14 protein-coding genes are annotated in these 17,730 nt (G+C 67.6%); 6 read left to right on the top strand and 8 right to left on the bottom strand.

All coding sequences use genetic code 11. The features are described from left to right. The first annotated feature begins 124 nt into the window (after positions 1-124). On the top strand, positions 125-1,903 hold the full coding sequence (locus RJ1_RS24555; protein ID WP_073364749.1) for a CocE/NonD family hydrolase: 1,779 nt from the start codon (positions 125-127) through the stop codon (positions 1,901-1,903). Between the two features lie 34 nt (positions 1,904-1,937). Here the strand turns inward: RJ1_RS24555 and RJ1_RS24550 are convergent, their stop codons facing one another. Next, positions 1,938-4,292, bottom strand: coding sequence for an arylsulfatase (locus RJ1_RS24550; RefSeq protein ID WP_073364747.1), 2,355 nt, complete (start codon positions 4,290-4,292; stop codon positions 1,938-1,940). 224 nt (positions 4,293-4,516) lie between these two features. Between RJ1_RS24550 and RJ1_RS24545 the strand changes: the two genes are divergently transcribed. Beyond that, positions 4,517-5,656 carry a serine hydrolase domain-containing protein gene (locus RJ1_RS24545; protein ID WP_073364745.1) on the top strand — a complete coding sequence of 380 codons (1,140 nt, stop codon included), beginning with the start codon at positions 4,517-4,519 and terminating at the stop codon, positions 5,654-5,656. Between the two features lie 20 nt (positions 5,657-5,676). Here the strand turns inward: RJ1_RS24545 and RJ1_RS24540 are convergent, their stop codons facing one another. The 5 genes from RJ1_RS24540 to RJ1_RS24520 form a co-directional block, all read right to left on the bottom strand. Then, complete coding sequence (locus RJ1_RS24540) at positions 5,677-6,585, bottom strand: ABC transporter substrate-binding protein (protein WP_073364743.1); 909 nt, start codon at positions 6,583-6,585, stop codon at positions 5,677-5,679. A gap of 11 nt (positions 6,586-6,596) precedes the next feature. Next, positions 6,597-7,349 (bottom strand): ABC transporter permease, encoded by a 753-nt coding sequence (locus tag RJ1_RS24535; RefSeq protein WP_073364742.1) that lies wholly within the window; start codon positions 7,347-7,349, stop codon positions 6,597-6,599. Beyond that, a complete protein-coding gene (locus RJ1_RS24530; protein ID WP_073364740.1) occupies positions 7,346-7,996 on the bottom strand; it encodes an ABC transporter permease in 651 nt (216 codons plus the stop codon). Before RJ1_RS24530 ends, RJ1_RS24535 begins: the two co-directional genes overlap by 4 nt. After that, on the bottom strand, positions 7,993-9,108 hold the full coding sequence (locus RJ1_RS24525) for an ABC transporter ATP-binding protein (protein ID WP_073364738.1): 1,116 nt from the start codon (positions 9,106-9,108) through the stop codon (positions 7,993-7,995). The genes RJ1_RS24530 and RJ1_RS24525 overlap by 4 nt, the downstream gene beginning before the upstream one ends. 65 nt (positions 9,109-9,173) lie before the next feature. Then, positions 9,174-10,670, bottom strand: a complete 1,497-nt coding sequence (locus RJ1_RS24520; RefSeq protein ID WP_073364736.1) for an aromatic amino acid ammonia-lyase — start codon at positions 10,668-10,670, stop codon at positions 9,174-9,176. 312 nt (positions 10,671-10,982) lie between these two features. On the opposite strand from RJ1_RS24520, the gene RJ1_RS24515 reads away from it, so the two are divergent. Genes RJ1_RS24515 through fdhD form a run of 4 tightly spaced genes read left to right on the top strand, consistent with a single transcriptional unit; the run spans position 10,983 to position 15,829 of the window. Then, the gene (locus RJ1_RS24515) at positions 10,983-12,068 is read left to right on the top strand and encodes an S-(hydroxymethyl)mycothiol dehydrogenase (RefSeq protein WP_073364809.1); all 1,086 of its coding nucleotides are present in this window, start codon (positions 10,983-10,985) and stop codon (positions 12,066-12,068) included. Further along, positions 12,065-12,697, top strand: coding sequence for an MBL fold metallo-hydrolase (locus RJ1_RS24510; RefSeq protein WP_073364734.1), 633 nt, complete (start codon positions 12,065-12,067; stop codon positions 12,695-12,697). Before RJ1_RS24515 ends, RJ1_RS24510 begins: the two co-directional genes overlap by 4 nt. Before the next feature lie 4 nt (positions 12,698-12,701). Further along, on the top strand, positions 12,702-15,008 hold the full coding sequence (locus RJ1_RS24505; RefSeq protein ID WP_073364732.1) for an FdhF/YdeP family oxidoreductase: 2,307 nt from the start codon (positions 12,702-12,704) through the stop codon (positions 15,006-15,008). Continuing rightward, positions 15,008-15,829: a formate dehydrogenase accessory sulfurtransferase FdhD gene (gene fdhD, locus RJ1_RS24500; protein WP_073364730.1), complete on the top strand. Its 822-nt coding sequence runs from the start codon at positions 15,008-15,010 to the stop codon at positions 15,827-15,829. Before RJ1_RS24505 ends, fdhD begins: the two co-directional genes overlap by 1 nt. Before the next feature lie 48 nt (positions 15,830-15,877). Here the strand turns inward: fdhD and RJ1_RS24495 are convergent, their stop codons facing one another. Both RJ1_RS24495 and RJ1_RS24490 read right to left on the bottom strand, forming a co-directional pair. Continuing rightward, complete coding sequence (locus RJ1_RS24495; protein ID WP_073364808.1) at positions 15,878-16,423, bottom strand: hypothetical protein; 546 nt, start codon at positions 16,421-16,423, stop codon at positions 15,878-15,880. Positions 16,424-16,428: 5 nt separating this feature from the next. Beyond that, positions 16,429-17,667 (bottom strand): helix-turn-helix transcriptional regulator, encoded by a 1,239-nt coding sequence (locus tag RJ1_RS24490; RefSeq protein ID WP_073364728.1) that lies wholly within the window; start codon positions 17,665-17,667, stop codon positions 16,429-16,431. Positions 17,668-17,730: the final 63 nt, after the last annotated feature.

The raw sequence follows: 17,730 nt of genomic DNA, 5'->3' as shown, positions 1-17,730 counted from the left end.
ACACCGACAGCTTGGGCTGGTGGTGCGTCCAGAGCGTTTACGCTCGTCGGAGGTGCTCGGGGTGGTGCGGCCGAACGGTGGGTGGACTGTGAAACGCAGGGCGGGCAGAGCGACACTGGCGACGATGACGGCCGCGGCCGCGGTACTGACACCGATCGCGGTGTCCGCTCCGGCGACGGCCGATCCGGTCGGCTTCTCGAAGACCACGCTCCACTTCCAGGTTCTCGTGGGACCGAACCGCGACGAACCGTGCGACGTGATCGGCGACGTGTACAAACCCGACTCGGCGTCTGCATCGAATCGGGTTCCCGCGGTCCTCACGACCAACGGCTTCGGCGGGTCCAAGAACGATCAGGCCGGGATCGCCTCGTTCCTCGCGTCCCGCGGTTACGCGGTGCTCGCGTACTCCGGGCTCGGCTTCGGCGGTTCGGGCTGCAAGATCCACCTGGACGACCCCGACTACGACGGACGCGCCGCGAGTGAATTGGTGAGCTTCCTCGGCGGAGGCGACGGCATGGCCTTCGCCGACCCCGCGCACACCGTGCCTGTTCCGGGTCTCGACTACGTCGTGCAGGACGCGACGGCCCACCACGGCCAGGCCGAGGCGGACGATCCGCGGGTCGGGATGGTCGGCGGTTCCTACGGCGGTTCCGTGCAGTTCGCCGCGGCGTCGGTGGACCCCCGGATCGACACGATCATCCCGATGATCACGTGGAACGACCTCAGCTACTCGCTCGCACCCAACGGCACCGCGCAGACGACCGGGGTCAGTACGTCGGTTCCCGGTGCGTCGAAGGTGCTGTGGACACTCACGTTCGGTGCCGTCGGTGTCACCAACCCGCGGGCCGAAGGCTACGTCTCGGACCCGGCGCGGGCGCTGGGTTGCCCCAACTTCGCGAACACCGCGTGCCCCGCGCTGGCGCAGTCCGCGGTGCAGGGCTACCCGGACCCGGGGTCCGTCGACTTCCTGCGCCGGTCCTCCGTGGTGTCGTATGCGGACCGCGTGCGGATTCCGGTGTTGCTCATGCAGGGGCAGCAGGACACTCTGTTCGACCTCAACGAATCGAAGGCGACGTTCGAGACGCTGCAGGCGCAGGGCAACGACGTGAAGATGATCTGGCACAGCTGGGGGCATTCCGATCTCACTCCAGCCGAGGGCGAGATCAACATGAAGGATCCGAACCCCGACACCCAGTACGAGACGGGCCGGATGGTCGACTGGTTCGATCACTATCTGAAGGACAGCGGGGTCGACACCGGGCCGGTGTTCAGCTACTTCCGCAGCTGGGTCGACTACACCGGCAACGCCGCACCCGCGTACGCCGAGTCCTGGGATGTCACGGTGGGGCGTGACTATTCGCTCTACCTCTCCGGTGACGGCGCGCTCACCGACCGTCTCGACGGCATCGTTCCCGCCGTTCGGACATTGAACACCCTGCCGGGCGGGCTCCCCACCGACCGGGAAGCGCCGGACACCCGGCCGGACAACCCGGCCCCGCAGGGTGTCGTCCCCGGAACCGTGGTCGAGTGGTCGTCCGGTTCCCTCGATGCGCCGTTGGACGTGGTGGGTGCGCCGACGCTCGACGTCCGCGTCACCGCCGCACCCGCGGTCGCCGGTGTCGAAGACGCGGTCGTGGTCTTCGCCAAGCTGTACGACGTGGCACCCGACGGCACCGACACACTGATCAACGGACAGGTCGCACCGGTGCGCATCGTGGCGCCCGGTGAGCCCGTGCAGGTCACGATGCCGGCCATCGTCCATCGCTTCGACGAGGGGCACCGCGTTCGTCTCGAGGTGTCCGGCGGTGATCCGAGCTTCCGGGGCGGGCTGGTGCCGCACCAGGTCACGATCGCCGCGGGCGACCCGGGTCAGGTGCTGGTGCTGCCGGTGACCGGCAGCTGAGACCCGGGTTCGCCGTGCGTGCAGCGCGTCGGAATCACTCGCGCATGAGCATCAGGGCGGCTTCCCGTTCGAGATCGAGATACGGTTCGCCGCTCACGTCGATCGCGACTCGGTCGATCGTGCCACCGGTGAAGCGGTGGGGTGATTCGCCAGGGTAGTCGTCGGTGATCGGCTCGCCCGGGTGGCGGCCGACATACGCCCCGGCACCGGCGATCGCGAACGCACCGAGCTGCGTCTTGATGCGCCCCTCTCCGACCTTTCGGTCGGCGTGGAACAGCGACAGGATCCCGGTGGTGAACGTGGGCTCCTGCCCGTCCTTGTCGAAGGAGGCGGACAGGATCAGGTCCGTTCCGGTGGGGATGTCCTCGGAGCCGACGATCATCTGTTCGTCGCTGCCCACGAAGTTGTTGACGTAATGCAGCCGGTTGTTCTTCACATACAGTGCGTGGCCTCCGAAACGGGAACCGATCGCGAAGAGGACGCCCTCAGCTCCCGGCGCCGGGATGTCGACGAGCGCGCCGATCACGAACGATCGGCCGCGGGTGTTGACTGCCTGCCACTCGGACACGGCGGCGACGTCCGGGTAATAGACGTATCGGTTTCGGGCCGCTGTCAGTTGGGGCCGGGGCGTGCCCATGATCTCGACGGCTGATCGATCGTCCAGTGGGAACGCCCCGTTCGCACCGGCTTCCGCGAACCAGATGTTCACCATCTCCCGCAGCTTGTCGGGATGCTCCGCTGCCAGGTTGTGCACTTCGGCGCGGTCGACGTCGGTGTGGTAGAGCTCCCATTCGTCGTCGTTGAAGTGTCCCCATCCTGCGATGGTCGGGTGTGTCGTGACGGCTTTCCAGCCCTCGTGCCAGATCGACCGCGAGCCGAGCATCGAGTAGAACTGCGACTTCCGCTCCGACGGCGAGGACTTGTCGTCGATACTGTTCCGCATACTGACGCCGTCGAACGGGCTCTGGACGTGGCCCTTGATGGTCTCGGGGGCATCGACCCCGAGCAGGTCCAGGACCGTCGGTACGAGGTCGATCGCGTGATGGTACTGATCTCGGATCTCGTCCCGAGCCTTGGTTCCGGCCGGCCACGAGATGATGCACGGATCGGCGGTTCCACCGTTGAACTCGTAGCGCTTCCACATCTTGAACGGGGTGTTGAACGCCATCGCCCAGCCGTTGGGGTAGTGGTTGTATGTCTTGGGTCCGCCGAGATCGTCGAGTTTCGAGAGGTTCTCGGCGAGGTCGTCCGGGATGCCGTTGGCGAACTTCATCTCGTTGACGGAGCCGTTCGGGCCCCCCTCCCCGCTCGCACCGTTGTCGGAGACCACCACGATCACGGTGTTGTCCAGCTGATCGTTGGCCTCCAGATAGTCGAGCAGGCGTCCGATGTGATGGTCGGCGTGGGCCAGGAAGCCGGCGTAGACCTCGGCCATCCGCGCGAAGAGGCGTTTCTCGTCGTCGTTCAGCGTGTTCCAGGGGCGGGTGTAGTCGAGTTCCGGGAACGGTTCGCCCGTCGGCCCCGATCGGGTCTCGGGGGTGCCGATCGGGTTGATCGGCGGAAGTTCGGTGTCGGCCGCGACGATGCCCATTTCCTTCTGACGGGCGAGGGTCTGCTCGCGGATCGCGTCGTAGCCCATGTCGAACTTGCCCTCGAACTTCTCGATCCATTCCTTCGGGGCGTGGTGCGGCGCGTGGCACGCGCCGGGCGCGTAGTAGAGGAAGAACGGCTTGTCCGGCGCGATCGCCTTGGCGTCCTTGATGAACTCGAGTGCCTTGTCGGTGACGTCCTCGGTGAGGTGGTAGCCCTCCTCCGGCGACCGGGGCTGGTCGACCGGATGGTTGTCGTAGACCAGATCCGGATACCACTGGTTGGTCTCGGCGCCGAGGAAGCCGTACCAGCGTTCGAAGCCGCGCCCGCTCGGCCAGTTCCTGCGGGTGGCGGCCAGGTTCATCTCGTCGGTCGGGCACAGGTGCCATTTGCCCACCATGTAGGTGTTCCAGCCGCGCTCGGCGAGTATCTCCGAGAGCATGCCGTTCTCCGGCGGGATCGTGCCGCTCGCGTTGGGGAATCCGATCGCGGCCTCGGTGATGCAGGCCATGCTGTTGCGCGTGTGGTTGCGTCCCGTCAGCAGGCACGAGCGCGTGGGCGAGCACAGCGCGGTGGTGTGCCACTGCGTGTAACGAACACCCTTGGCGGCGATCCGGTCGATGTTCGGTGTCTCGATCGGCCCGCCGTAGCAGCGCATCGCGGAGAAACCGACGTCGTCGAGGACGACATAGACGACGTTGGGTGCGTCGGCGGGCGCCTGGGGTGGTTCGAACGGGGACCAATCCGGAACCGAGTCGCGGATATCGACGTTGACGACACCCCGAAATGGCTTGCCCATGGCACGTCTCCTCACCTGTAGTCCTGGGTCTCAGCGTCGACCGCCGGACCGCCCGGAACCTCACCCGACACGGGTGAACCCGATGAGCGCCGACCGCGGTAGCAGCCTTCCGGACGCGACGAAATGAAGTGATTGACATCACATCGCGGCGGCCTCACACTGAAACCTCAATTGAATCCGATGTCAAGATCAATATTGCGTCGGCTGGTGGAGAGGAACCGCAGGTGACCAAGCTCGGAGGAGTGTGCGACCAGCGCTTCGCGGCGTTGCAGGACGCACTGAAGGACAATCTCGACTCCGGTGAGGAGCTCGGCGCATCGATCGTCGTGACCCTCGACGGAGAGCCGGTGGTCGACGTGTGGGGCGGCTGGTCCGATTCCGATCACACCACCGAATGGGAGCGCGACACCATCACCAACGTGTGGTCGTGCACCAAGACGGTGACCGCACTCGCTGCGCTGATGCTCGTCGACCGCGGCCTGCTGGACGTGTACGCGCCCGTCGCGAAGTACTGGCCCGAGTTCGCTGCCGCCGGCAAGGAACGCGTCGAGGTCCGGCATCTCCTCTCACACACGTCGGGTGTCTCGGGGTGGGATCAGCCGATCACGGTCGAGGACACCTTCGACCTCGCCGAGTCGACGAAGCGACTCGCCGCGCAGGCGCCGTGGTGGGAGCCGGGAACGGCGTCGGGATATCACGCCCTGAACTACGGTCACCTGATCGGCGAGGTTCTCCGCCGGGTCGACGGACGCACCCTGGGACGTTTCGTCGCCGAGGAGATCGCGGGACCGCTGGGGGCCGACTTCCACATCGGACTGGACCCGTCGCAGTTCGGCCGGGTGTCGAACGTGGTCCCGCCGCCTCCGCTGCCGATCGACCTGGCGTCTCTCGACCCCGCCAGTGTCATCGTCAAGACGTTCACCGGGCCCGGACCGGATGCCTCCGCGTCCTGGTCCGACGAGTGGCGCAAGGCGGAGAACGGCGCGGCCGGTGGTCAGGGCAACGCCCGGTCGCTCGCCCGGATCCAGTCCGTGGTGGCGTGCGGCGGCGAACTCGACGGCGTCCGCCTGCTGTCGCCGGACACCATTTCCCTGATCTTCGAGGAGCAGTCCAACGGCGTGGATCTAGCTCTGGGGCAGCCTATTCGGTTCGGAATCGGCTACGGACTGCCGACGCCCGTGTCGGTGCCGTTCGTTCCCGAAGGCCGCATCTGCTTCTGGGGCGGCTGGGGTGGCTCGCAGGTGGTCGTCGACACCGAACGCCGGATGACCATGACGTACGTGATGAACAAGATGGGTCCGGGGCTCCTCGGCTCCGATCGCACCGCCCAGTACGCGACGGCAACCTTCGATGCGCTGAGCTGACGCGCCCGTCCGGGACGTGATCAGGACGCCAGACCCTTGTCCTGCAGCCATTCCCGGGCGATGTCGCCCATGTCGTCGAGGTCGGCCACCCGCTTGTTCATCTCGATGAGATCGTCGGTCGTGAGGGCGGTCGACACGTCCGCCAGCACGGCGCGGACGTCGTCACCGGCCTTGTTCTCGTTGATGATCGGCGTGATGTTCTCGGCCAGGAACAGGTGCTTGGTGTCCTCGAGGGCCACCAGGTTCTCCGAACGCATCGCCGGGTCGGTGCTGAACACGTCCGCCACTTCGATCTGACCGCTGAGCAGAGCGTTGAGAGTGAGGGGGCCGCCGGCGTCCAGCGCCAGGAACTCCTTGAACGTCAGACCGTACCTGTCCTTCAGGCCGGCGACGCCGTTCTCGCGGGTCTTCCATTCGGGCGGACCGCCGAGGGTCAGCTCGTCGGCGTGCGGCACGAGGTCCTCGATCGTCTCGAGCGAATACTTGTCCGCGGTCTCCTGTCGCACCGCGAGAACGTCCTTGTCCTCGGCGGGGGAGGGCTCCAGTGCGATGAGCCCGGCGGGGAGTTTGGCCTTGATCTCCTCGGTCACCTCGTCCGACGCCGTTGCGGTGGTGGCGCTGTCGAGATACTGCAGCAACGCACCCGAGTACTCGGGTAGCAGGTCGATGGAGCCGTCCCGGATGGCCGGGACGTACACTTCCCGGCTCCCGATGTTCAGCTTCTCCGTCACGTCGATGCCGTTCGCGCGCAACGCCTCCGCGTAGATGGTGGCGATCAGCTGGCTCTCCGGGAAGTCCGCGGATCCGACGAGAATGGCGCCGTCGCTGCTCCCGCCGCCGTCGGCTGCGAGCGGGTCCTTACCGATCCCGCATGCCGTCAACGACACCAGGGTGGCGCCTGCCAGCGCGACGATCAATGCCTTCTTCATGGTGATGTCCTTCAGGTCAGCGAGGGCTCGGGTACGGACGTGGGACGGGCCGCTACCGCGGTGTCTGCGGAAGCGGATCGCGTGCCGCTGCTGCGCACGCGCCGGGTGATACCGGGGGAGACGACCCGCACCGTGAGGAACCCGATCGCCAGGTCGAATGCGAGCGCGAGGAGAGACACGAGGACAGCCCCCGCCGCCATCTGCGCGTAGTCGCTCTGCGCCTTGCCGTCGATGAGGAGCCGTCCCAGGCCGCCCAGCGAGATGTACGCGGCGACGGTCGCCGTCGAGACGATCTGCAGCACGGCGCTCCGGACGCCGGACAGCATCAGCGGCAGCGCGCAGGGCATCTCGACCTCGGTGAGGATGCGCATCGACCGGAATCCCATGCCCCGCGCGGCGTCCACGGCGGCCGGGTCGACCGAGCGGATGCCCGCGTAGGTGTTGGTGAGGATCGGCGGGATGGCCAACAGCACCAGCACGATCAGGCTCGGAATCAGGTAGGCCAGCTTGCTCGAGAACGACGGCGCGATGACGAGCACCAGCAGGATCAGCAGGCCGATGGTGGGGAGGGCGCGCAGCGAGTTGGCCAGGCCGGCGACGACGACGGCACCGCGCCCGGTGTGTCCGATGTACAGACCGAGCGGAACGGCGATCAGCGCGGCGGCGAACAGGGCCAGGAACGTGTACATCAAGTGCTGGAGGAGCAGGGCCGGAATGCCTTCGGGCCCTGTCCAATGAGCACCGTCCAGCAGAAAGTCGATCATGATGAGACCACCTTGGGGGTCCACGGCGTGAGTAACCGATTGGCGAGCACGATGAGCAGGTCGAGGATCAGGGCCAGCAGCAGGCAGAGCGCGATGCCGGTGATGATCGGGGTGTAGAACCGCAACTGGAAGCCCTGGGTGAACAGTGAACCGATCTGCGGGATCCCGAGCAGCGCGGCGAGTGAGACCAGGCTGACGTTCGACACCACGGCCACCCGCAGTCCGGCGCAGATGACGGGAACACCCACCGGGAGCTGAACTTTCAGCAGTGTCTGATACGGCCGGTAGCCCATCGCCGTCGCGGCGAGCACCGTCTCGTGGGGTACCGAATCGAGTGCGTCGGCGATGACGCGCACCAGCAGGGCGACGGTGTAGATCGTCAGGGCGACGATGATGTTCATCGGATCGAGGATCTTCGTTCCGAGGATCGGTGGGAGCAGGACGAACAGGGCGAGCGACGGGATCGTGTACAGCAGCCCCGCGGTTCCCACCACATAGGGGTTGATCCGGCGACTGCGGTGCGCGAGCCAGCCGATGGGCAACGCGACGATCACACCGACGACGAGCGGTACGAGCGAGAGCAGGATGTGCCAGCCGACGAGTTCGGCGATGCGGTCGGACTGGCGGCCCAGCCATTCGAAGTTCATCGGGCCATCGCCTCCGCGGCCGCGAGATCCGCCGACTCGATCGCCGCCACGGCCGCGTGCGCCGTCACGGTGCCCACGAGCACACCGTCGCCGTCGACGACCACACCCCGCTTGCTGGGTGCGGACAGGGCGGCATCGAGCAGCGCCCGCATCGTCCCGTGCGCATCCGCGACCGTGCCGCTGAGGTTCACGTCGTCCGGGCGAATGCTGCCGACGACCTTCGCGGGCTGTACCCACCCGATCGGCTTGTTCGCCGGGTCGACGACGAGCAACCAGTCGGAGGAAGTCCGCGCGAGGGCATCGGCCGCGGAATCACCGAGACGGGCAACGGGTTCGGCGACCGTCTCCACGCGACCGTCGAGGTTCGCGAAACCCAGGGAACGGTAGCCACGATCACGTCCGACGAAGTCGGCGACGAACTCGTCGGCCGGCTCGGTCAGCAGCTCCAGCGGGGTTGCCGCCTGCGCCAGGATTCCGCCGGTCCGCAACACGACGACCTGGTCGCCGAGTTTGAGCGCCTCGTCGATGTCGTGGGTGACGATGATGATCGTCTTGCCGATCTCCTTCTGCAGTCGGAGGAATTCGTCCTGGAGCTGACTCCGGACCACCGGGTCGACGGCACTGAACGGCTCGTCCATCAACATGAACGCCGGATCGGCGGCGAGAGCACGCGCGACGCCCACTCGCTGCTGCTGCCCGCCCGAGAGTTGCCACGGATACCGGTCCGCGAAATGCGCTGCGAGACCGACCGTGTCGAGCAGTTCCATGGCCCGGGTGCGAGCCTCCTTCTTCGTCTTCCCCAGCAGCTTCGGCATCGTCGCGACGTTGTCCACGATGGTGCGATGCGGGAACAGCCCGGCGTGCTGGATGACATACCCGATCCGCCGGCGCAACAGTGCCGGATCCATGTCCGCGGTGGATTCGCCGTCGAGGGAAATGGTTCCGGAGGTCGGTTCGATCAACCTGTTGATCATGCGAAGCGAGGTCGTCTTGCCGCAACCCGACGGACCGACGAGCGCCGTGATCTTGCCGCTCGGGCACTCGAGGTCCAGTTCGTTCACCGCTGTCGTGCCGTCCGGGTACGCCTTGGTGACTTTGTCGAATGTGATCATCCGCGTGCTACTTTCGTGTGATCCGGGCGGTGAGGCGCCCGGAAGTTCGGTGTCGTGGGACTGCTCTACCGAGCTGTGTCTTTCTCCGGATTCGGCATCTGTTCCAGAAACTTCACCGCTGCTTTCAGGTCGTCGCTCAGGGGACGGTCGGTCGTCCGCGGGTCCAGGCACGTGCGCGCGCGGTGCAGGTATGCGCCGAGTTCGGTGTCGGTGTCGAGATCGCGGTGCTGCTGGCCGAGTGCCCGCACCGCCGAGATCAGTTCGCACGCGAGGACGATCCGGGCCTGGGCGAGGATGTCGGTGAGCTGGGTGGCGGCCTGCGACGCGAAGCTCGCGTGGTCCTCGGTGCCGCGGGAGATGACCGTGTGCCCGAGGGATCCCGGTGCGGCGGCCATCCGGATCTCCGCGATGGCCGCGGACGTCGTGTACTCGAGCAGCATGGTGCCGCTGCTGCCGGCCGGACCGTCGGCCAGGAACGGCCGCAGGCCGGTGACCACCGGGTCCGAGAGGTTGGCCAGCCGGCACTGCGACAGCAACGCGGCGCTCGACAGCGCGAGTTTCGCCTCGTCCACGGCGAGGGCGATCGGCATTCCGTGGAAGTTCCCGTTGTGGAACACGGCGTCGTCCTCGACGGAGATGAGAGGGTTCTCCGAGGACGAGTTCATCTCGATCGCGAGGGTGCCCCGCAATCGTTGCAGTGCCTGCCAGGTCGCTCCGAGGATCTGGGGGAGGGCGCGGAACCCGTAGGAATCCTGCACCCGGGCGGCCGTGACGTGGTGGTCGGCGAGAAGTTCCCGGACCCGGCCGGCCACCTCCTCCTGGCCGAGGTGCCTGCGCGCCGCCTGCACCCGGGCCGCGAACGGCTCGACGGAGCTGCGCGTCGCGAGCAGCGACAGCACGCCGACGATCAGCGAGTGCTCCAGCCAGTTGGCCACGCTGTCGGTGGCGGTGGCCGCGAGTGCGACGGTCATGGCGTTGGTCGAGATCAGGGGGAGTGCATCACCTTGGTGCGCCGTCCACCGGGTCACCATCCGGCCGTCCCGCAGCGGTGTCTCACCCGTCAGCCCGAGCGCGATCTCCGAGAACGCGCTGAGGTCACCGGTGCCGATCGCCCCGCGGGCGTGCACGGTAGGCAGTTCGTCCGCTGCGACCGCACCGATCAGCGCCGTCACGATGTCGGGATGCAGACCGGATCCGCCGTTGAGGATCTGATTGACGCGAATGATCATGGCGGCGCGGACGACGTGGTCCGGCAGCGAGGGACCCGACCCCGTGGCGTGGCTGCGGAGAAGGCGGAGATCCTGTTCGACGCCGTCGGAGACGGACGTGTCGCGGTTTCCCCCGACCCCCGTGGTGCGTCCGTAGATGGGCTGTCGCGCGGCGATCCGCACCGCGGTCTCCCAGGACCGGCGTGCGTGGTCGAGCGCCGCCGGGTCCGGTTCGACCGCGACGGGCTCCCGGGCCAGGGCCGTGAGCTGATCGACGGTGAGTTGGGCGCCGTCGAGCAGCACCGGAACGGGCGGATGCGGTTCCTCGGTCGAGCGGGGATCTTTCCGGGTCATCGGAACTCCGTGATCGATGCGGTGTACGGGTACTCACGAGGCTGTTGTGGACGGAGCCAGTGTGTCGTGCCTCACTCGTTCGAAATGTATAGTCCTGTATATACCGCCTCCTGTCAACCGCTGGTTTTCCTGCGATGACCGGGCCCGCAACCCGCCGGTGACTCGTCGGAACGGGCTGGCATTCCGGCTAGGTCGACCTCTCACTTCGATCAGTCCCCCGGTGCCCGTCCGGAACGTAGGGTCTCGGGAGAGGTGCATACATAGCCATGCATCGATCCCGCTCCGACTGATCGACCGTAAGGAATGAATCCCATGCCGCAGCAGGTACGAGGCGTCATCGCCCGATCCAAGGGTGCCCCCGTCGAGATCGCGACCATCACCATTCCGGATCCCGGTCCCGGAGAAGTGGTCGTCGACATCGCGGCCTGCGGTGTGTGCCACACCGACCTCACCTACCGCGACGGTGGGATCAACGACGAGTTCCCGTTCCTGCTGGGCCACGAGGCCTCCGGGGTCGTCGAGAGCGTCGGCGAGGGCGTCACCTCCGTGGCCGTCGGAGACTTCGTCGTCCTCAACTGGCGCGCCGTCTGCGGACAGTGCCGCGCCTGTAAGCGCGGACGCCCGCAGTACTGCTTCGACACCCACAACGCCGAGCAGAAGATGACGCTCGAGGACGGCACCGAACTCAGCCCGGCACTGGGCATCGGCGCGTTCGCCGACAAGACCCTCGTCCACGCCGGACAGTGCACCAAGGTCGACCAGTCCGCGGACCCGGCCGTGGTCGGGCTGCTCGGCTGCGGCGTCATGGCCGGTCTCGGTGCCGCCGTCAACACCGGCAACGTGGGACGCGGTGACACCGTCGCCGTCATCGGCTGCGGTGGCGTCGGCGACGCCGCGATCATGGGTGCCCGCCTGGCCGGCGCCGTGAAGATCATCGCGATCGACCGCGACGACAAGAAGCTCGAGTGGGCCAAGGACCTGGGCGCGACGCACACGATCAACGGCGCCGACGTCGATGCGGTCGAGGCCGTGCAGGAACTCACCGGCGGATTCGGTGCCGACGTCGTGATCGATGCGGTCGGCCGGCCGGAGACGTGGAAGCAGGCGTTCTACGCCCGCGACCTCGCCGGCACCGTCGTGCTGGTCGGTGTTCCCACCCCCGACATGAAGCTCGAGATGCCACTGATCGACTTCTTCTCCCGCGGCGGATCCCTGAAGTCGTCGTGGTACGGCGACTGCCTGCCCGAGCGCGACTTCCCGATGCTCGTCGACCTGTACCAGCAGGGCCGGCTGCCGCTGGAGAAGTTCGTCTCCGAGCGCATCAAGATCGACGAGGTCGAAGAGGCCTTCCACAAGATGCACGCCGGTGAGGTGCTGCGTTCGGTCGTCGTCCTGTGAGCGGCGAGTTCCGGATCGAACGGGTCGTCACCGAAGGCACTTTCGCCCTCGACGGTGGTGAGTGGAACGTCGACAACAACATCTGGCTGATCGGTGACGACACCGATGTCGTCATCGTCGACGCCGCCCACGCCGCGCAGCCGATCATCGACGCGGTCGGCGACCGGCACGTGAACGCCGTGATCTGCACCCACGGCCACAACGACCACGTCACCGTGGCGCCCGAACTCGGCGCCCGGCTCCACGCACCGATCCTCCTGCACCCCGGGGACGACGTGCTGTGGAAGATGAGTCATCCCGAGGAGCTGTACTGGCACCTCGAGGACGAGCAGCGGATCGCCATCGCGGGCACCGAGATTCAGGTGATCCACTCACCGGGCCACTCGCCGGGATCGGTGTGCCTGTACCTGCCCGAGGCGGGGGCGCTGTTCTCCGGAGACACCCTGTTCTCCGGCGGCCCCGGCGCCACGGGCCGCTCGTACTCGGACTTCCCGACCATCATCGGGTCGATCCGCGACCGGCTGTTCGCCCTTCCCGAAGACACACTCGTCCACACCGGTCACGGTGACGGAACCACGATCGGCACCGAGGCCCCGCACCTCGCCGAATGGATTGCACGAGGAAACTGAGTCCATGACCGACACCACCGACAGGTACACCTTCGACGAAGACGACGTCGTCGTCACGCACGAGAAGTCCTATGCGGCAGGTGTTCCTGCGGTGTTGGTGTCGTTGCGTCGTGGGGTGGAGCAGATGGGTCCGGTGCGCACGGCCCGGACGTTGATGAAGTTGAATCAGCGGGAGGGGTTCGACTGTCCGGGGTGTGCGTGGCCGGAGACCCCGGGGCACCGCAAGCATGCGGAGTTCTGCGAGAACGGGGCGAAGGCGGTGGCGGAGGAGGCGACCACCCGCACCGTCGGCCCGGAGTTCTTCGCCGAGCATTCGGTGGCGGATCTGCTGGGTCGTACCGAGTTCTGGTTGGGGCAGCAGGGCCGGTTGACGCATCCGATGGTGTTGCTGCCGGGGGCGACGCATTACGAGCCGATCGGCTGGGATGCGGCGTTCGCGATGATCGCCGGGGAGTTGCGGGCGCTGGGGTCGCCGCACGAGGCGGTGTTCTACACCTCCGGCCGCACCTCCAACGAGGCGGCGTTCGTGTATCAGTTGATGATCCGGGCGTTCGGGACGAACAACCTGCCGGACTGCTCGAACATGTGCCACGAATCGTCCGGGTCGGCGTTGGTGGAGACGATCGGGATCGGGAAGGGGTCGGTGTCGGTTCCCGACATCGAGAACGCCGACCTGATCCTGATCGCCGGGCAGAACCCGGGCACCAACCACCCGCGGATGCTCTCGACCCTGGAGAAGGCGAAAGCGAATGGGGCGAAGGTGATCGCGATCAACCCGCTCCCGGAGGCCGGGTTGCTGCGGTTCAAGGACCCGCAGAAGGTGCACGGGGTGGTCGGCGACGGGGTGCAGATCGCGGACGAGTTCCTGCAGATCCGGATCGGCGGCGACCAGGCCCTGTTCCAGGGGTTGGGCCGGTTGCTGCTCGAGGCCGAGGACGCGGCGCCCGGCACGGTGCTGGACCGGGACTTCATCGACCGGCACACCGCCGGATTCGAGGAGTGCGCGGCGCACCTGCGGCAGGTCGACCTGGGCACGGTGGTGGATGCGACCGGGTTGTCGCTCGACCAGATCCGGGCCACGGCGGACGCGTTGATCTCGTCGAAGAAGACGATCATCTGCTGGGCGATGGGGTTGACCCAGCAGACGCACGGGGTCGCGACCATCCAGGATGCGGTGAACCTGCTGCTGTTGCAGGGGATGATCGGCAAACCCGGGGCCGGGGTGTGCCCGGTGCGCGGGCACTCCAACGTCCAGGGTGACCGGACGATGGGGATCTGGGAGAAGATGCCCGAATCGTTCCTGGCCGCGTTGGACGCCGAATTCGGTATCCGGTCACCGCGCGAGCACGGCCTCGACGCGGTCGACTCGATTCGGGCGATGCGGGACGGGAAGGCGTCGGTGTTCGTCGGGATGGGCGGTAACTTCGTCTCCGCCACCCCGGACACCGACACCACCGAGGCCGCTTTGCGGGGGTGCGCGCTGACGGTGCAGGTGTCGACGAAACTGAACCGCTCCCACCTCGTCACCGGGCGGACCGCGCTGATCCTGCCCTCGTTGGGCCGCACCGACAAGGACGTGCAGTCCGGTAAGAAACAGCAGGTGTCGGTCGAGGACTCGATGTCGATGGTGCACCTGTCCCGCGGCAGCCTCACACCCGCCAGCGACCAGTTGCGCAGTGAGGTCGCCATCGTCTGCGGGATCGCGCAGGCCTTGTTCGGTCCCGGGCACTCGGTGCCCTGGACGGAATTCACTGCCGACTACGACCGCATCCGCGATTCCATCGCACGGGTCATTCCCGGGTTCGAGGACTTCAACCGCAAGGTCCGCCGGCCGGACGGGTTCGGGTTGCCGCACCCGCCGCGGGACGAGCGCCGGTTCGTCACCGGCACGGGGAAGGCCAATTTCACGGTCAACGAGCTGTCCTGGCTGCCGGTGCCGGAGGGGCGGCTGATCTTGCAGACGATGCGGTCGCACGATCAGTACAACACCACCATCTACGGCCTCGACGACCGCTACCGCGGTGTCAAGGGCGGCCGGCGGGTGCTGTTCATCAGCACGCAGGACCTCGAGTCGTTCGGGTACGCGGCGGGGGATCGGGTGGATCTGGTCTCCGAGTGGACCACCCGGGACGGGACGGTGCAGGAGCGGCGCGCCGACGATTTCCGGTTGGTGCCGTACCCGACGCCGGTGGGGAACGTGGCCGCCTACTACCCGGAGACGAATCCGCTGATCCCGCTCGATCACGTGGCGGTCAAGTCGAACACCCCGGTGTCGAAGGCGATCACCATCCGCCTCGAACGGCGGCCCTGATGGGGCGTGTGACCACCCGGACCCCGATCACCCGGATCACCGACACCCGGCAGTCGACCCGACCGGACACGGTGGTGGTGGAGGAGCCGCTCGAGATCCGGGTGAACGGGACACCGCTGGCGGTCACCATGCGCACCCCCGGGTCGGATGTCGAACTGGCGCAGGGGTTCCTGCTGACCGAGGGGATCATCGCCGACCGCGGAGACATCGCGTCGATCCGCTACTGCAACAGCGTCGACGAGCACGGGGTCAACACCTACAACGTCCTCGACGTCGACCTCGCGGCGGGGGTGTTCCTGCCCGACACCGGCATCGAACGCAATTTCTACACCACCTCCTCGTGCGGGGTGTGCGGGAAGGCGTCCCTCGACGCGATCCGGCAACGCACGAAGCATTCCCCGGCCACCGACGCGGTGCGGGTGCCGGCCGCGACGATCGCGGAACTCCCCGACCGGCTGCGGGCCGCGCAGAAGGTGTTCGAGACCACCGGCGGGTTGCACGCGGCCGGGTTGTTCACCCGCACCGGGGAACTGCTCACCATCAAGGAGGACGTCGGACGGCACAACGCCGTCGACAAGCTGATCGGGTGGGCCACCGAACAGAACCGCGTCCCGCTGCGCGGCACGGTACTGCTCGTCAGCGGCCGGGCGTCGTTCGAACTCGCCCAGAAGGCAGTGATGGCCGGCATCCCCGTCCTCGCCGCCGTCTCCGCACCGTCCTCACTGGCGATCGACCTCGCCCACGACACCGGACTGACCCTCATCGGGTTCCTCCGCGGCACCACGATGAACATCTACACCCACCCCGACCGCATCACCTGACGTGAGTGGCAATGTGTGTGCCCGCACGCATTGCCACTCACATGGGGGTCAGTGTCCGACAAGGACCTTCGCGATGACGATGGCCGCGGCGAGAGCGGCCGTGGCGAGTCCGACGATCAGCAGGCGCAGAGTCAGGCGGTTGCCCCGAACCCGCTCGGTGACGATCTGGATCGTCGAAATGCGGAACACGATGACACCGCCGGCGAGGAGCTGAGCCCAGGCGGTGGGGAGCACATGCAGCCACCCCAGGGCGAGCAGGGCCGCCGGCCCGGTGCCGGACGAGACGATCGGCACCGCGTCACGCAGTTCGTCGAGCGCATTCGACGACCGTTCCGCCGGCTCCGCGTCGTCGTCCACGGGCACGCTGCCGTGGGCGACGGCGTCCGCGAACACGTGGGCCAGGAAGGTGGTGACCGTCGTGCCGAGCACCAGCGCGACGGCCGCGCCGTTCTCGATGGTCCGGGGCGTCGCGGCCACGACCACGGTGAGGACGAGGATGTTCCCGTACACGTAGGCCGACAGGCGGGCCGAGGCCCGGGCGGCGGGCAGCGGTCCGTGCTTCCGTTCGGTGACACGGCGCCGCATCGTCGTCATGCCGGTCACGGGTGCCTGCCGGTGGTGTCGGCGCGGATACCGGCCTCGAGCGCGATCGCGCCCGCTTCACCGCGGGACGCCACACCGAGCTTCTTCAGCACACCCGCGACGTGGAACTTGACAGTGCTCTCGCTGATGCCGAGGCTGTCGGCGATCGCCTTGTTCCGCTTACCCGTCGCCAGATGTCCCAGCACCTCGAGCTCGCGGGGGTTGAGGTCGCCGAGTTGCTGTTCGTCGGGTCTCGCCGCCGGCAGGTCCAGGGGAATCGCGACCGCGACCCGGGAGCCCCACCCGTCGACCGACTCGACGTCGATGCGGCCGCCGAGTGTGTGCACCCGGCCGGAGAGTTGACGCACGAGGGCGTCGGTGTCGAGACCGCCGTCGCCGTCGTCGCGGACTTCGACCAGGAGGTTCGCTCCGTCGCAGTCCCAGGCGATGCGGATCCGCTCGAGGGCGGTCTGCGCCGCGAACGCAAGGACGGCGCTGCGCACGACAGCCCGGGCGGCGTGCGCCACCTCGCCGGGCAGAGCGCGGCCGTCCACCGGGGGATCGACGTAGTCGACCCGGACGGGACGGTGCTGGAGCAGCGGCCGGAGTTCGCCCTGCAGCCGGGCGAACGCGGTGGTGACGGCCTCCTCGGTGAGGATGCGGTCGGATTCGCCCGCGGAACGCAGGGTGACCAGTGCGGCCGACGCCGTCTCGCTCGCCGTGATCCGCGACCGACGGTCGTCGAGGTCCTTGGACCGCAGCGTCGACAGGATCGATTCGAGTGTCGCCGCGTGGAGGTCCGTCAGTTCCACGATGGTCCTGGCCCGCTCGCTCGACGCCGCCCGCGACTCCGCCAGGTACGCCGGGCTCGCCTGCGCCACCTGATGCCGGATCGAGACGGCGACGACACCGAATGCGCCCGCCACCAGCGGGACCTCCCGGATGCGCTGCCGCGGTTTCGGGAGAACGAGGAGGAGGGTGCCTGTCGCGTCGAGCAGCGCCCACACCTTCCGCTTCGAGCCGGCGATCACCGCCTGATCGTCGAGCGGAACCCCTTCCGTCATCCGGGTGCGCAGGGTGTCCAGCTCGGTGATGGTGACGCGCTCGACCACCGACGGGTCGCCGCTGACCTTGCGGGGACGGCCCGTGCACTCCCGGGTGAAGATCACCAGCGCGGTGTGCGGCCAGATGTCGGCGAGGAACTTGGAGAAACGCACCGCGATGTCGGGCAGCGGACCGTCGATGACGTCCCGCATGGAACCGAGAACATCTGCCGGTGACACCGAAGTCGAGCTTGCAAGAACCACGTGACGAGCCTA

Source organism: Rhodococcus jostii NBRC 16295, assembly GCF_001894825.1.
Classification (GTDB): Bacteria; Actinomycetota; Actinomycetes; order Mycobacteriales; family Mycobacteriaceae; genus Rhodococcus_F; species Rhodococcus_F jostii.
Note: the sequence above shows the minus strand (reverse complement) of the source record. Positions and strands in the feature narration are given on the sequence as shown.

Excerpts from the sequence above, each read along its gene's own strand:
- RJ1_RS24555 (WP_073364749.1), top strand. The coding sequence starts at position 125 with ATGACGGCCGCGGCCGCGGTACTGACACCGATCGCGGTGTCCGCTCCG.
- RJ1_RS24550 (WP_073364747.1), bottom strand. The coding sequence starts at position 4,292 with ATGGGCAAGCCATTTCGGGGTGTCGTCAACGTCGATATCCGCGACTCG.
- RJ1_RS24540 (WP_073364743.1), bottom strand. The coding sequence starts at position 6,585 with ATGAAGAAGGCATTGATCGTCGCGCTGGCAGGCGCCACCCTGGTGTCG.
- RJ1_RS24535 (WP_073364742.1), bottom strand. The coding sequence starts at position 7,349 with ATGATCGACTTTCTGCTGGACGGTGCTCATTGGACAGGGCCCGAAGGC.
- RJ1_RS24530 (WP_073364740.1), bottom strand. The coding sequence starts at position 7,996 with ATGAACTTCGAATGGCTGGGCCGCCAGTCCGACCGCATCGCCGAACTC.
- RJ1_RS24525 (WP_073364738.1), bottom strand. The coding sequence starts at position 9,108 with ATGATCACATTCGACAAAGTCACCAAGGCGTACCCGGACGGCACGACA.
- RJ1_RS24520 (WP_073364736.1), bottom strand. The coding sequence starts at position 10,670 with ATGACCCGGAAAGATCCCCGCTCGACCGAGGAACCGCATCCGCCCGTT.
- RJ1_RS24515 (WP_073364809.1), top strand. The coding sequence starts at position 10,983 with ATGCCGCAGCAGGTACGAGGCGTCATCGCCCGATCCAAGGGTGCCCCC.
- RJ1_RS24505 (WP_073364732.1), top strand. The coding sequence starts at position 12,702 with ATGACCGACACCACCGACAGGTACACCTTCGACGAAGACGACGTCGTC.
- fdhD (WP_073364730.1), top strand. The coding sequence starts at position 15,008 with ATGGGGCGTGTGACCACCCGGACCCCGATCACCCGGATCACCGACACC.
- RJ1_RS24495 (WP_073364808.1), bottom strand. The coding sequence starts at position 16,423 with ATGACGACGATGCGGCGCCGTGTCACCGAACGGAAGCACGGACCGCTG.
- RJ1_RS24490 (WP_073364728.1), bottom strand. The coding sequence starts at position 17,667 with ATGCGGGACGTCATCGACGGTCCGCTGCCCGACATCGCGGTGCGTTTC.